The organism is Faecalibacterium sp. An122 (assembly GCF_002160895.1).
Taxonomy (GTDB): Bacteria; Bacillota; Clostridia; order Oscillospirales; family Ruminococcaceae; genus Faecalibacterium.
Genome location: NZ_NFLL01000018.1, coordinates 1 through 15334, shown reverse-complemented (window position 1 = coordinate 15334; position 15334 = coordinate 1). Strand labels below are relative to the sequence as shown.

Genomic DNA, 15334 nt, shown 5'->3' with positions numbered 1-15334 from the left:
CTTTTGCTTCCGCTTCCACCGCATCGCGGCAGGTTCATCGACCATGTCTCCTGGATTTTCCTCTTTTCCTGCGGGAGCTCCCGGACTTCGCCGCCTTTTTGCTGCGTACCCCAAACTTGAACTCACAGGTCGGGGGAATGCTGCCCTTGCAGGTATTGCTCCGGCAGGTAATCTTGATTTTGCTGTTCCGCGGCCGGTGGTTGTCTCCCGGTTTGACCTCCTTGCCGTCCACATAAACCGGCTGGATGCTTCCCACCTGCGCAAACTTTTCGATGTTGAGAATCTCAAACCGGCGATCCTTATTGTTCAGGCATCGGTTTGCCGCCCGGATGTGCAGGGCGGGCGCCGAGATCTTGCCGCCGAACGACATATTGATCCGCGCTTCCTCCGCGCGGAACACACTGAACTTCCGGTGAATCACCATCTCCCGCTCAAATTCTCCGCCGGCAAAGATGCCCGGAGTCTTCTCCACCACGGTCAGCGTAACCTGAAGCCGGGCCGGCAGCCGTTTCTTGCGAATGAACCCCAGAATTGCTGCCAGCGCCAGCAGCAGCAGACACATGGCCTTGATCATCCGGGGCAGCACCTGCCGCAGCGGCGGCGGGCCAATGTTCACTTCACAGGACTGGGAAATATGCACTTCATGATCGGCTGTGCCACTGGTCCAGTCAAGCCAGAGGACGGCTTTGCCGTAGTAGGTGTCGTCTGCCCCCTGCCCTGCATAGTGGGGCAGAACCAGCACCTGGTTCCCGTCCGGCTGCGTGGTCCAGAGAATTTCCCGGTCATCCAGGTGACGTTCATACAGCGCCGCATAGATACGGTACAGCCATCCCAAAGCCCCGCTGCCGGCGCTGCCGGGATCGGCGGCTTCCATTCGGACCTCCAGCACGGCGCTGGCCATTTCTTCTGCGCCCGGTGCCAGCAGTTCCCCGGTTTCCGGGTTCTGAATCTGGGGGACAACCTGAACGGCCGAACCGTCCTCCAGAGTATCCAGCAGGAACTGATATGTTGCGCCGTCCTGGCTGACCTGTGGGAGCACAACCTCCAGCTGACCCGTCCAGACCTCCGGCCCCACTACGCTTTCAATGGAAACCCGGATTTGCTGCTGCCAGTCCAGCTGCGCCAGCAGCTCACCCATCAGCTCGCCGGAAGAAAATTTCACCGCGGTGCCGCCCTGTTCCAGGCCGGTCAAGGTATAGGTCTCGCCGCCATTGCTGTAGGTCAGGGTACAGGATTCCAGCTTGACCAGATTGCTGCGCACCGGCTCTCCTGAATCAGCATCCACCAGCTGAGCCGTCACATGATAGCTGCGATTATCCACCTCGGCTGTCTGCCGGTTCAGGTGATACTGGTTTCCCTGCTCGTCCTCCATCAGCAGTTCAATTTCCACCGCTGGGGTGTAATAAACTTCCACGTTGGACAAATCCGACATCGGCACCTGATAGGTTCCCGCTGGGATGGTGCCTTCGGACGAAAAGGATGCCAGAATGCCCTCTAGATTTGTGTCCACCAGAATGTTCTGCTGTTCCTCCGGGGTGTAGTTGCTGGGCATCTTGTCGCTGTAGCGCACTTCGGTCTGGGTCACCGCCTGTAAAGTATCCTCTCCGCCGGACAGCGCCCCAATCTCAATCTTTTGCCCCTGGGCAAAGATGGTCAAATCCCACACCGGAATATCCGTTGTAAATTCCAACCCGTATGCGGTCTCCTTCAGATAGCTGTGGTCCAGCGCTCGCTGGTTAAACACCTGATTGGCGACTTCGATGATGCCGGACAGAATTTCTTCCGAATTTTCCACGCGATACGAGTAGATTCCCAACTCTGGGGCCTGCCCAATGCTCTGGGTTCCCTCTCCCATCACAAAATAGATGACCTTGATCCCCTGTTCTGCCGCCTGACGCAGGTACTCTTCCACCTGCTCAATGGGGGTATCAAATTCGCCGTCCGTCAGGACGATCAGCCACCTGTCCTGCCCCTGCTCCACCGTTTCCAGATAAGCACAAGCCGCTTTAACACTGTTGAAATAGGTTCCCTGGCTCAGGTGGTCCATCTCATGTACCGTCTGAACCCGCTGGTCTGCATCCATGCTGCCCTGAATCCGCACCGGGGCGCGGCTGCTTTCCACCGAATTGCGGTAGGCACTCATAGGAAAGATGCTCATGCTGTCCTCTTTTTTGAGCATCGCCGCAAACACTTCCATCGCATATTTTGCGCGGCACCAGTTTTCTGTATAGCCATTGTCCTCGCGGACCATGCTGCCTGAATCATCGTATACCACCGCAATCTGCCGGGCATTCCCCATGCTTTCCACGGCCGCCGCAGCGGACGGCACCCACCCAGCTGCCATCCACAGCATCACCAGAACCAGCACAAGCACTGCCATCCAGCGGCTTATCGTTCCATCCTGCGTTTTCACCCAATTCCCCCTTTGCCCACTGTGTTACACAGCCAATGCCAGCCGTTTTGTCAACTGTTCCACCGTCAGCGTCTCTAACGCTTCGGGCTCTGTTTCGGCCCAGGCATATAGCTGTGCCAGCTGTTTCTGCGCTTCGGGTCCAGCCCCTTTGCTGTTGATCTTACCGCGCAGCGCATCCAGCAGCGCCAGCCGGTCCTTCCGTCCAGGGGCCAGTTCCCGCAAACTGAGGTAGGCCCGCAGCTTTTGCCGACCATTCTCTCTGGCCCATTCCTCAATTATGCTGTAAATCTCGTACTTTTCCGCAACTTCCCGCAAGGCCTGGATGTCATACATCTTATAATCATCCTTCCAGGGCTGTTCCCGGGTGGGTTTTTCCTCTGATTTTTCGCCGCCGGCCCGCCAGGCGGACAGCGCCTGTTCATACCGGCTCTGGGCAAACTCTTCCTTCAACTGATGCAGTTGCCAGGATACCCGGTCCAATCCATCCAGCTGTGCAAAACGGGCCGGGTCCCGCCGGGGCAGGTCCGCCTCCCAGTCCTGGTCTTTCAGCCGGGACACTGGCTCCGGGCCCGCAAAGTCAGTCAGGCATACATGCAGCCCGGACGCTTTGTCCCGGGATGTTACCTCTCCCTTGTTTCGGCAAAATTCGACCCAATCTGCCAGCAAAACACTCCGGTACCCCGACGAGCGCATATAAGCGTTCCAGCGCCGGTGTTCATTGTACCCAATTGCATAATCCCGCGCCTGGTCTGCGGGCGCCTGCAAATACAAGTGCAGGCTCTCCCGTATTTTCAGGGGCAACTGTTCCGGGCACAGGTTGGGCGCCAAAAAGCCGCCGCTGTACAATTTATACTGAATATGCAGCGCCGCGGCCAGCGACGACCGGCGCTTGTATTCATTTTCGGCACTGAACTCGCCCTTTTTCTCCTGCCAGGCGTTATTGATCATCCAGGCAAAGTCATGCAGGATGCCCCACTGGTTACTGCCTGAATACAGATCCTGCACCGAGCCAAAGGGATGCAGGGTACAACCGTCCCGGCTGCCTGCCTGCCAGGCCTGGAGACTGGCTGTCAACGCATTGTTATTGACCACGTAGTGCACCCACCCATGGAATGACTCGGTCAGATGGATCGCCCGCAGGCGCCGTCCCAGCGCCATGGCCACAGCTATATTGCGCCGATCTGCGCCCAGACTGACATACCATATCCGGCAGTCCCGGAGCGGCTGCTGCATGAGGCGCGCTTCGAACGCCTCGCTCTCCGGATCAAGGGCTTCAAAGGCAACCTGACAGTACGCCTCCTGTCCGTCATTTTCCTCCAGCTCCGGAATCTGTGCATGGATGTGCCGGGCGAACCGTTCCGCATCCGGGCTGATGAGGTGGATGTTCAAATGCTTGTTCAGAATCTGCCCGCACCAGTACACCGTCCGAAACAAATTTTCTGCCCAAGCATCCGTGCCCAGAATGGCCACCGTGTAGGCTTCCTCCTGCTGCGGGCCGCGGACAAACGCATCATACAGCGGGTATTCGCTCAGCAGCCGGTACACCGTCATGGTGACCGGCGAAATCATCCGCAGGCGTATCGTCTTTTCCTCGCGATACCTGGAAAAAGCCTGTTCCAGAAGTTCCGGTGCGCTGGAATCATGGGTGTAGACCCAGATCTCTGTATCGGTCGCCCGACTCCAGAGACCTTCGCGGTGACTGGCCAGTTGGAGCGCATCCTGTAAGTTTCGCTCCTCGTCCTCCCGCGCAAGAACATAGCTGAGCGGACGTCTCCAGTTCAGTTTCAGCTCGCCGATGCCGTCCTTGAGACAGATCCACCCGCGGCGCCGTGCCTCCTCGATTTGGTTTCTCTCATCCTCTTCGCCTTCATTCGCCGCCGTATTGGCAAATACAATCCGAACACCGCTGTGGCGGCCAGCCTCCGATGCCATTTCCGCAGCCAGGCCAAAGGTGTTGTCATCCAGGCTAGAGAAAATCACCACCCTGCGGCACAGGTAGGTTTTATACCAGTAACGGAACTCAGGAAAAATATCTGCCAGAATGTTGAGAACCGCTGCACCGCCCACAATCGGGGCGCACATCAAAATCAGCGTTGAGTACAGATACGCAAACGCGCCCTCTGTATAAATGGCCTGTGAGATGACGTCATAGGATGCATCCAGCGTAAAACTTTGCAGGGCCGCAATCATCCCATAAAAGAAAAGATCCCACGGAGTCATCTGCGGGTATGTCAGCCGCTGGGATGCCAGATTGACCAGGAAAACAGCCAGGAAATACCACCCGGTAAACCGGATCATGCGATGGGTCTGTCCATGCCTTACGTTCTGGGCAAATGCAATGGCCATTGCCACCATGGAAAAGATCACACAAAAAAGGCTCATTTTATTCACCTTGTCCTTCCGGTTCATGATTGCGGCGCCAAGCTCAAATATAGCATTTTATTTGAATATTCCGGCCGTTTTGAATGCAGTTTATGATTACTTCTATAATACAATCTGCCTTCTATCCTGTCAACCTTCTGCCGCCCTGGATATTACGGTAAACCGGACCAAAAATTTTCTCATTTTTCCGGCAACCTGCACAACATATCACCCAAAATATGCAGCAGCATTTCTATTGACTTTCCCCTCGTTTGGCTTTATACTTTGTAATAAATTTTTCTGTCTGTGCCGGGAAAACGCACCTCAAAGATATGCCGATTGAGAGCATGATTTTCCGGTTTGTTTGGTGTGTGATTTTTCAATCGGACTGTCTTTTATCCTCTCCCACTGCCAATTTTAGCGGCTGCCATACAACCCGGGAAATCTGCCGCTCTCCAAAAGCGGTTTTGCCCTTTCATTTCACAAGTTCATCGGAGTGCGCTGTCCCGCCGGGGTTGTTCAGTTCTCTTCAAAAGTATCTTTCATTCGTCGTTTTTTCTCTACAACACCGACTGAATGCCAGTCGAAAGAGGCTGGCCGTTCCCCATGCAGGCCTGCCGCATACTGGCAGCTGCTTCCGGGTTTTGCACCCCATGGCACCGGCTGAACGCAGCTTGTAATCCTCCCTTCATTGAAACCATTTCGTTTTCTGATGGAGGCGGCAAATCGTTTGTCCTGCGGGATGCAGGACTGATTTTCTATGGTGTAAAACCCACTTGTTTTTGCGTGCGCTTCTGTCCATCACCTATCTGTGTTTGATCTTTTTGAGCCGTGTTTTCAGGGGCGATATATGATTTATATTTTTCGCTTAAATTGGATGAAAAAGCTGTATTTCTTTTTTTGCTGAACAATGGATTACAGACCGCAAGAACGGCATTCATGCCGCTTCTTTTTATTCAAATAATGGATGCATTTTTCATTCGTTTTATCGAATCATGCGTCAAATTCGTCCATTCATTACATCAATTCCTCAATCTATTACAAAAAACACGGAGAGGCCACCGTTCATTGCCTCTCCGTGTTTCTATATTTTTGATTTCAAATTCTTGTATTTTTTATAATTTTCGGCACCTCGCCGGGGAGCCAAACCAAGCCTTCCGGAGACGGTCCGGAAGCCGCCGCAGGCGGTTCAGCAGCCAAACTGCCACCAGACCGCAAAGTATACATCCGGCCCACACTGCCAGACTGAATACGACTTTGGCGGGAGCTGCAACCGTCTGCGGCTGAAAGAACAGGCTGCAAAATCCGCCCCCCAGGATGCCGGTCACCACCAGCATCCACTTGACGCAATGAAACGTTGCCGCACAAAGCCGGCTGCGCCAGGAACGCCGCAGCCTGGGCAGCTCGGTCCATTCGCGCAGGGCGTCCTTGTCCAGCCCGAGGATCTTTTCCATCTGCGCGTTGTACGTCTGATACTGCTGTACGATATCTTTGGCAGTGAACCACCTGAGCAGCTTAAAATATACCGCAGCGAGCAGAATGATCACCCCGACGCTCAGAGCCAGCCATAAAATACCTGCCACTGCTGTTGCGGCAACGACGGCAGTATCCCGGTCCATATAGTTGGAAAACAAAGGATAAAAGAACCGGAACGCCGGTCTCATCTGCCAGGCAACCAGATGCACCAGCTTATCGCCCCAATCCATGCAAGTTCACATCCTTTCCTGTATGGTACGTTTCAACCATATTTTAGCATAGCTTCGCCTTGTCCTGCAAGAATCCAGGCAAAATTTGTTCGACCGCCCCAAAAGCTCATCTCGGATTTTTTCTGACCGTCAAGGAGAATCACGCCATGGAAAACAGAACGTTCCGCCTCTTTATCAGCTCCACTTTCCGGGATTTCATGGAGGAAAGAAATCTCCTGGCTCAACAGGTTCAGCCTGCACTGGAGCGGCTTTGTGCCGCATACGGCTATCATTTTCAGCTCATTGACCTGCGCTGGGGCGTTACCACCCAGTCGGCCCTGGACCAGCGCACCATGGATATCTGTTTGAAAGAGGTGGACCGCTGTCTGCAAGTTTCTCCGCGGCCAAACTTTCTCCTGATGATCGGCAGCCAGTACGGCTGGATTCCGCTGCCCGCACACATTTCTCCCCGGCAGTTTCAAAGCCTCTGGGAGGCGGCAGCACCCGCAGAGCAGGAATTTCTAGGGCGGTGGTACGTCCTGGATCAAAACCAGATCGGCGGCGAATACTGTTTGCGGCCCCGGAACGGTCCATGGCTGGAGGATGCGCGCTGGCAGCAGGAGGAGGACAAACTTCGCGCCCTGTTGCAGCGGCTGCAGCAGGCTATACCGCCGGCAGCAGGCGAACCTTTTATGGCATCAGCCACCGAACTTGAAATCTGGCACGGCCTGCTGCACGCTTCTTCCCGGCAGGGCCACACCCTCGCTTTTTTCCGCACCGAAACGGGCGTACCGATTCCGGATTCTGTCGCCCGTCTGCGCAACCAGGTTCGCCAGCGGCTATCCGCTGACGGGCAGAGCGATGCCCTCACCGAGCTCACCGTGGGTCCGGCGTACCAGCAGCAGTTTGTGGACTGGGCCATCCAAAGCCTCAGCAAACGGATTCTGGCGGAGATGCAGCGCATCGAAACCCAGATGAAACGCCTTTCCCTGCATCAGGCCTCTCAGGAACTGCTGCATACCTTCCACGCGCCCTTCTATGGCCGCAGCCGGGAACTGGACCTTTTGGCCCAGGAGTTGCAGCGTCCAGGCAGCCGGCCCCTGTGTCTTCTGGGCGCATCCGGCAGCGGAAAAAGTGCGCTGCTGATGGAAGCGGCACTGCATTTTCCCCATCCGGATGACCTGTTTTTCTTGTTCTACGGTTTGGAACAGCATTCCTACCGGATTCTCGACGGTGTGCAGCAGCTCAGTGACGAGATCTCACAGCGATACGGGCTACAGATCAAAGAACCTCTGACCTATCGCAGGCTGGGCCTTCAGTTCAGTCATCTGCTGAAACAGATTCCCGCCGATCAGCACTGCGTCGTTCTGATCGACGCCGCAGAAATGTTTCAGGACATTGGCCTTCTCCATACAGCTCTGCTGCCTGAAACACTGCCGCCCCAGGTCCAGGTACTTTTCTCCACCACTGACCACTCTCTGGCCCAGCGTCTTTGCCCCCAGGTCCGCATTCTTCCACTGGATGACCTCGAAACGGCCGACCGTGAAGAAATTTTCCTCCGGCTGCTGGCCCAGCGCGGCCGCTGTCTGGACGCGCAGCAGCTCGCATTCCTGCGCAGCACCGCATTTTCCCAACCTTGCAGTCCCCTCTATCTGCAATTCCTGGCGATTTTGTGTAGTCACTGGCGTTCCGGCACACAGCCGGAAGCGCCGCCGCCGGATTTGAAACAAGCTGCCATTCAGATCATTCACAGCATGTACCGGCAGCTCGGCCACGATGAGACTCTGGTGCAATATGCTCTGAGTACCATCGTCGCATCACCTTACGGCCTCGCTGAAGAGGATCTGCAAACGGTTCTGCTGCAAATTCCTCAGGTGCGCGTTGCCTTTGCGATGGAGGACCGTTACGACATCGCCCACAACCGCCTTCCCTTCGTGGTCTGGTCCCGGTTGTTCTGGGACCTGGATGGCGCTTTGCAGCTGGTTCCTTTCCACGGAATCCTGACGGTGCGCTGCTTCCATGCTGTATTCGCCCAGGCTATCCAGGATCTGTTTGCCGCTTGCTATACCCAGGCGCAAACCTTTCTGATCCGCTATTACACCCAGCTGCCTGTCTATCTGGATGCCGGGGAACGGCTGGTCCGCACTGGCAAGGTGTTTAATCTCCCATCCCTCCTGCGCCGCACCCGGGATCTCGATGCCCTTGCCCGGCTCTACCAACCGGATTTCGCGGATGCCTCCGTCCAGCTGGGCGAGCTGGAACACATGATCGATGACCTGCTCTGGCTGAAAAGCAACGGCCAGCACAGCCGGGACGCTCTGCTGGCCTGTCTGCAACAGAACCAGACTATGCTGCAATGCTATCGAGACGCTTTCCCCCTCTGCGCGGATGCAGCCGGTCTCCAGCAGGCTCCCGAGCTGCCGCTGCGGCTGGTTTCTGCCCATCCAAATGGCAATGGCCTGCCCTTTCCCTTTCGAAAAAACGTTCCCCTCATCTGGTCGCCCAGCGGGGCTCAGTATGCCGTCTGGGCGGGGCCTGATGTCTTTTTCTACCAGTTGGACAGCCAGACCGAATACCTCCACCTCTCCCTGCACGCAAGCGATTCTCTTCTGCATCAGCAGGCCGTATGGCCGCGGTCTGATTTGTTTGTGCTGGCATACGGGGCTTCCGTTTATGTCTACCAGCTGGAGGCAAACTCTGTCCAGCTCCTTTATCATCTGGATGGTTCCCTGGACTCTCCTCCCCTCCATGGATTTTATTGTGATCCACAGCTGGAGCTCCTGTTTTTGCTCGCAACAGATGACACCACGCTGATGGCCTATCATCTCACCGATGGACAGCTGCTCTATTCCATCAAGACACGTTTTTCAACAGCGTCCATTGTATTCTCCTCTCAATTTGTGATTGTCCTCAATCCCGTCCGCTCACCCGATTTATTTTCTATCGCCGACGGCCAGCCCGTCCAGGACAGCCCTCTGCACGCATCAATGCGCGCCATCGCCTTCCGTTCCATCCTCTTCCTTTCCTCGATGCCTTACCGTCTTCTGCCTTATCCTGACCCGGAGTCCACATCCTCTATTGTTACCCCCGTGTCTTTCCGGTTCGACGAGCTTCCTCCGACGCTGCCTCAGGGTGCCATCGTGATCCATCCAGACTCGCCAAAAACACGGCAATGGTTTCTCCCTCCGGACCCGCAAAAACTGCGCTGCCAGTTGAGCAGTCTGCGGTCTATCGTCTATGGCTATTCCTCCCTGCTGCTCTGGCTGGATCTGCCCCAGAGACGCTTTTATCAAATGCCTTTTTCTGACCCCATTCAGCTGTCCTGGGTCCATCCGGATGAAACCTTATCGGTCCTGACCGAACAAGGCATGTTCCTGTTCAAAAAGCAGGACTTTGCCCCGGTTTCACAGGAAGTCTCTTCCTTTGCTGTTGATCCCCTCGTATGGCAGTTCCGCTCTTCCACACATCTGCTCGGTGCAATGTTCCATTCCTATTTTTTCGCCATTCATCATCAGTTTTATCTGCAAGTAACTCTCCCCCTGAAGCAATTATTCCTGGCCGCCTGCATCACCCATCCCTGGCTCTCCCGACTTCCCGGGCAGGATAGTTCCTTTTCCTTTGTACTTACGCTGCTGGACGGCAGCTCCTCTGCGTCTTCTCCCGTCTCTGCCAGTCTCCGGTGCACCGGCCCCGGTGGAAGCTATGCGGTCGCCTATGAGCGGGCTGGGTGCATCTTGGTTTATCACCCCAACGGCCGGCCACGGCTGGAACTGCGCCCACTGGGTCAAACCCTTAACAGACATTTGCAGAAAATGTATTTTTCTTCGGACGAACAGTTTCTCCTGGTGCAGGGCAGCAGTTATCTGACCGTATACCATCTGTCCTCCGGCCGGCCACGGCTGCGGGCAAAGCTTCCCCCCTTTCTCGACTGCCGCGCCTCTTTTTCCGATGACAGCGCCAGCCTCACCATCTCTGTGCCAAATCGGTCTCCTATCACTGTTTCTCTGGCGCGGCGGCGCCGTCTCAACCTGTCCCGTACCAATACCCCTCTGGTACCGGTCCTTCGCCTGGCTTCTTTTCTGTTCATGATACGCCATACCGATACCCCGCCGGATGAAATTCTCTCAGACATGCTGTCCCTGCTGACCGAGCCGGAGACGGTCCGCCTCGGCTTCTCCACGCCCGGCGTCTACCGTTGCAGCACTCTCACCGTCATCCTCAACTGGGTCACAGGCACCCTGACCCTTTTGCAGCAGGGCCGCTCCCGTGTGGTGGAATCCCCGCTTTTGGATCTCCGGCTCAGCTTAAAGCAGGAAGACCTATCTGCTTTGCCCTTTGACCGTTTTCTCCAAGAAAAAAACGACAGTTCCAGCGTGCTGATCGATCTGGGCCAGGCACACTATCTTCTGGTATCCCGGCTCTTGAACTCTGTCTTTCTTCTGGACGCAGCAAACGCCCGGATTCTGGCCGCATACAAGCATCACGGCCCCATCCTGGACGCTCGCTTTGCAGACGGGCAGCTCACCCTCTTTTCCAATACATGCTCGGTGCAAATGTTGCAGATCCGGCAGGACTGGCGTCCAAAAGACAGCGAATAAGGGTAATGTTTTCCTCTCTGGGAGCCCGCTTCTGCATCCTGTGTCCTCAACCGGTGGCAATGCCCATAGAATTTTGCTATAATGGTTTTATCATTCCTCTGCATGCTGCCTCGTTGCCTTGATTTCTGCATTCTGAAAGGAGAATTTGCTATGGAAACCTACCATCCCGCTCCTGTGGACACTTCAGACGTTATCCTCAGTCCGGAACTTCTTGCGCTCACCGAGCAGCTTGCTGCATCGGTTCATGATACCTGGGCCATCGGCCGCATGCAGGAAGGCTGGCAGTATGCTCCTGGAAAAGTCAATCCCGATCAAAAAACCACCCCTCTGCTGGTTCCCTATGACCAACTTCCGGAATCGGAAAAGCAGTACGACCGGAATACCGCTCTGCAAACCCTCAAGCTCATCCATAAGCTCGGGTACAAAATCATCAAAGTATAACGCTGTTTTAGATGACAAAAGGCTGGCTGTCTGTGCTTTTCACACAAACAGCCAGCCTTTTGATGCTGCTGCCGAGCTGATGCGCCAGGTCTGGTTGCAGTCATTTCACAAAATGTGAATATGTTCTTTCATTGCATGTGCTTCAACTATTTCCACGTGTTTGTAATCACAGAGCATCCGCAGTATTTTCCCGATATCCTTTCTTAGCTTTCCGTAAATCACTTTTCTGCGATACTTGGGCACAAGTACAATGTGGTATTTGCAATTCCAACACGTATCCAACACGTATGTGATAAACTTTTTTCGTCCATATTGGATGAATCTCCTTTTGCTTGTTGGTGCGGTTGGCGTTACCCGCTTTCATTTTAGCAAAAGAAGGTTCTTTTTTCATCGTATCAACGCTCGTGCTATACTCGTCCACAAGCATAGCTTGTGGTTTTGTAGTCCACCACCAAAAACAGCCTAGAAACTTGCGTTTCTAGGCTGTTTTCTTTTTGTCCGACCACACTTTAGGTGTCCATATCCTGGGAATGCCCCACAAGAGATTTTACAAGCCCGCCGGGCAGCAGGCCACAGGATGCCTGCACCGGCGTTCCCATGGGGCCCCGGACTTCCACCGTCCGGACGCTTCCCTGCAGCCCGGCCGCGCCGGTCCGGCGGTTTTCCACCGGCCGGCCCGGGGCCGCCGCCTCCAGATACACCGGCAGCCGGTTTTCCCTCTTTGGGGCCTGGGATGCAAAGTGTCCCGGATATGCCCCTTCCCCTGCTTTTCACACTGGCGGCAGATAGTTCACCAGCAGTTCCACAAAGATATCAAACAGTACGGGGGATATCGAGTCCGCCTCCGGGTCTGCCGAGAGGAAAGGCAGCAATACCAGCTTGTCCACCTGGTCTGCGTAGCGGGGGTCCGGGCGGGCGGTCACCAGCATCACCTTCCCGTTGGTCTGCAGAGCCTCTTTCATGATATGTTCGCCGCCGCTGACAGAAAAGATCATGAGAAGATCGTCCGATTCCATATAGTCCGCAAGCTCGTTCAGGGCGTCCCGGCTGACCGCCTGGGCAAAACGGCGATGCTTGCGCATCAGGATTTCCAGCAGCTCAGCCGCATGGCGGCTCTTGCCGATGCCGCTTGCAAAGATACGGGGGAATTGGCCCATGTACACGCCCAGTTCCCGGAGATAGTCGGCGGTCAGAAGCTGTTCCGCTTCATGAAGCAGCTGATACAGCTGGCTGAAATAAAACAGGTGTTCCTGCCCGCGCTCAGACTGTTCCGTCTGCTGGGCCACCATCTTGATCAGGTCGGCGCGGAAATCCTGGTACCGGGCATACCCCAGCCCCTTCACAAAACGGGACAGCGCCGGCTGGGAAACTCCGCACAGCTCGGCAAAGGTACTGGTGGACATATGGGTGATGCCGGAGGGGTTCTGCATGATCCGATCGTAGATGATTTGATCGTTCTGGGTGAATTCCGATTTGTGCAGTTCCATACGCTGCAGCGGGTTCATAATACCTTCTCCCTCCCCAAATGATTCTCTCTATATCAGTTTAACAGAAATTCCGGAAAATACAATCCCGCAGCCGCTTCTGAATAAAAGTTTTATTCATTCATCTTGCAGAAAGGCGTCGGGCGTCCAGGGACCGCCCTTGCCGGCGGCCCATGAATCACATAAAAGCGACCAAAACCCAGCAGATTGTCAAAAAACGCGGGAGATTTTTGTATAAAACTTATATTTACAATCCGCGGAATCCACTGTATATTATATTCACAAGCCCGGGCAGCTGAACCATCTGAAACAGGAGGAAATCTACGTGGCACATAAATACGATGATTTAGCCGCATCGATTATTCAACATGTCGGCGGCAAAGACAATATTCACAATCTGGCGCACTGTTTTACACGGCTGCGCTTCACCTTAAAGGATGAAACCAAGGTGAATCAGGAGGCGCTGCGCAAAACCCAGGGCGTGATCCAGCTGGTCATGGCAGGCGGGCAGTGTCAGGTTGTCGTGGGCAGCAAGGTGGACGCCCTGTACGACCTCATCCGCCAGACCTGCGGTCTGGGCGAAGACAGCCTGGACGGCGGCGATGAAGGCAGCCACCAGCACAACCCCATCAACGCGCTGATGAACACCATGTCGGGGGTGCTGGCTCCCACGCTTGGCATCCTGACGGCCGCCGGCATCATCAAGGGCCTGATCTCCCTCTTTGCTTCCCTGGGTTGGGTTTCCACCGCCAGCGGCGTGTATATGCTGCTGTACGCTGTGGGCGACGGCTTCTTCTATTTTCTGCCCATCCTGCTGGGCTTCTCGGCAGCCCGGCGGTTCAAGTGCTCGGAATATCTGGGCGCAGCCATCGGCACTGCGCTGGTATACCCCGCCATGGTGAACATCGGCTCCACCCTGGAAGTGGCCGGCACCATTCTGGCCGGCACACCCTTTGCCATGGATTACTACAACACCCTGTTCGGCATTCCCATCATCATGCCGGGCAGCGGCTATACCTCCAGCGTGATTCCCATCATGCTGGCGGTGTATCTGGCCTCCAAACTGGAAAAAGCCTTCAAGCAGAGCCTGCCGGAGGCCATCCGCGGCATCCTGACCCCGGTGCTGGTGCTGGTGATTACCGTTCCCCTGACCTACATTGTGATCGGCCCTGTCTCGCAGGGCATCTGCGGCGCCATCTTTATGGTGGTCAAGGCCCTGTATGAGTGGGGCATCGTCGGCGGCATTCTTGCAGGCGCACTGGTCGGCGGCGGCTTCGGCGTGCTGGTTATGTTTGGCCTGCACTGGGTCATCATCTCGCTGGCCCTGTCCAACATCGGAATCAACGGCTTTGACTACATCATGGCTTCCGGCGGCATCGGCCCCATGATCGGCGTGGCGCAGGGCCTGTGCATCACCCTGCGCACCCGCAGCAAAAAAGTGCGGGATCTGGCGCTGCCCTCCTTCATCTCCCAGGTATGCGGCGTCGGCGAGCCGCTGATGTACTCCATCCTGATCCCATTGAAAAAGCCCTATGTCATCAACATTCTTTCCGGCGCAGTGGGCGGCGCGCCGGACGGCTTTGGCCCGGATCTGCTGCAGCCCTCCCGGTCCGCTCCTTATCGCCCGCTGGAAGACCATGCGGTCCTGGAGCTGGGCGGCGTACAGGTGCAGGCCATCCCCGTCCCAGGCCACACCGCCGGCATGATGGTGTTTTTGATCCCTGAGGACCGGATCGCCCTCTTTGGGGATGCCTGCGGCGAAATGACCCTGCTGAAAAAAGAAGCGCTGCCGGCGTATGCGCAAGCCCTGCGCCATCTCCAGACCTACGAATCACAGTTCGACACGGTGCTTCGCAACCACGGCACCTTCTGGTCGGACAAACGGATTCTGCGGGACAATCTGGCCCTGACCGAAGAAATCCTGGCCGGGCAGGACGCCGCTGTCCCCCTGCAGATGATGGGGGTTTCGGGTTTTGCAGGGCGTCCCCAGGAGCACCCCGGGAAATTCGGCAATATCTTCTATGCGGCCGCCCGGGACGCCAGCTGGTAACCGCCCCCAAAATCCGGACAACGTTACAAAGAGGAGAAGATCTCTCATGACAAAAGACCTGCGTTTTGACCCCCAAACCTATGCGGTAAAGCAGTACATGCTGGACGGAATTGAGGTCCGCTGCCGGGCGTTTGAGGACATTCCGTACTGCGCCGCACCTGCGGACCCGATCCAGAAGCTGAAGTGCGACACGAAGTCGCGTAATGTATTGCGTGTAAACGCTGCTCTATCCATTTGGAGTAACCCTACTGTGACCTGCACTGGTCAAAAGCCAGCGTTGGGAAGCTCACAGGACAATATGG

9 protein-coding genes and 1 pseudogene are annotated in these 15334 nt (G+C 55.8%); 4 read left to right on the top strand and 6 right to left on the bottom strand.

The window, feature by feature from the left end; all coding sequences use genetic code 11:
- Window positions 1-34: 34 nt before the first annotated feature.
- From B5E67_RS15635 to B5E67_RS10685, 3 genes are all read right to left on the bottom strand, one after another.
- Window positions 35-2413, bottom strand: a complete 2379-nt coding sequence (locus B5E67_RS15635; RefSeq protein ID WP_158098880.1) for a vWA domain-containing protein — start codon at window positions 2411-2413, stop codon at window positions 35-37.
- A gap of 24 nt (window positions 2414-2437) precedes the next feature.
- Window positions 2438-4822, bottom strand: a complete 2385-nt coding sequence (locus B5E67_RS10690; protein ID WP_143405413.1) for a hypothetical protein — start codon at window positions 4820-4822, stop codon at window positions 2438-2440.
- 1067 nt (window positions 4823-5889) lie between these two features.
- Window positions 5890-6480, bottom strand: coding sequence for a hypothetical protein (locus B5E67_RS10685; protein ID WP_087385263.1), 591 nt, complete (start codon window positions 6478-6480; stop codon window positions 5890-5892).
- A gap of 146 nt (window positions 6481-6626) precedes the next feature.
- Here B5E67_RS10685 and B5E67_RS10680 point away from each other — a divergent pair, with 146 nt between their 5' ends.
- Window positions 6627-11057 (top strand): DUF4062 domain-containing protein, encoded by a 4431-nt coding sequence (locus tag B5E67_RS10680; protein ID WP_087385261.1) that lies wholly within the window; start codon window positions 6627-6629, stop codon window positions 11055-11057.
- 150 nt (window positions 11058-11207) lie between these two features.
- On the top strand, window positions 11208-11498 hold the full coding sequence (locus tag B5E67_RS10675; protein ID WP_087366191.1) for a RyR domain-containing protein: 291 nt from the start codon (window positions 11208-11210) through the stop codon (window positions 11496-11498).
- A 108-nt stretch (window positions 11499-11606) separates the two neighbouring features.
- Here B5E67_RS10675 and tnpA read toward each other — a convergent pair.
- The 3 genes and pseudogenes from tnpA to B5E67_RS10660 all read right to left on the bottom strand — a co-directional run.
- Window positions 11607-11809: pseudogene (gene tnpA / locus B5E67_RS10670) on the bottom strand (IS200/IS605 family transposase); the annotation flags it as partial.
- Window positions 11810-12007: 198 nt separating this feature from the next.
- A complete protein-coding gene (locus tag B5E67_RS10665) occupies window positions 12008-12199 on the bottom strand; it encodes a hypothetical protein (protein WP_087385259.1) in 192 nt (63 codons plus the stop codon).
- A 69-nt stretch (window positions 12200-12268) separates the two neighbouring features.
- Window positions 12269-13003: a MurR/RpiR family transcriptional regulator gene (locus B5E67_RS10660; protein WP_087366194.1), complete on the bottom strand. Its 735-nt coding sequence runs from the start codon at window positions 13001-13003 to the stop codon at window positions 12269-12271.
- A gap of 304 nt (window positions 13004-13307) precedes the next feature.
- Between B5E67_RS10660 and B5E67_RS10655 the strand changes: the two genes are divergently transcribed.
- Window positions 13308-15032: a PTS transporter subunit EIIC gene (locus tag B5E67_RS10655; protein WP_087385257.1), complete on the top strand. Its 1725-nt coding sequence runs from the start codon at window positions 13308-13310 to the stop codon at window positions 15030-15032.
- A 46-nt stretch (window positions 15033-15078) separates the two neighbouring features.
- Window positions 15079-15334, top strand: a 256-nt coding sequence (locus B5E67_RS10650) for a hypothetical protein (RefSeq protein WP_143405412.1), incomplete at its 3' end; no start/stop codon positions are given.

What these genes read in the sequence shown, in the direction of transcription:
- B5E67_RS10675 (WP_087366191.1), top strand. Translation starts at nt 11,208, where the DNA reads ATGGAAACCTACCATCCCGCTCCTGTGGACACTTCAGACGTTATCCTC.
- B5E67_RS10685 (WP_087385263.1), bottom strand. Translation starts at nt 6,480, where the DNA reads ATGGATTGGGGCGATAAGCTGGTGCATCTGGTTGCCTGGCAGATGAGA.
- B5E67_RS10690 (WP_143405413.1), bottom strand. Translation starts at nt 4,822, where the DNA reads ATGAACCGGAAGGACAAGGTGAATAAAATGAGCCTTTTTTGTGTGATC.
- B5E67_RS10660 (WP_087366194.1), bottom strand. Translation starts at nt 13,003, where the DNA reads ATGAACCCGCTGCAGCGTATGGAACTGCACAAATCGGAATTCACCCAG.
- B5E67_RS10680 (WP_087385261.1), top strand. Translation starts at nt 6,627, where the DNA reads ATGGAAAACAGAACGTTCCGCCTCTTTATCAGCTCCACTTTCCGGGAT.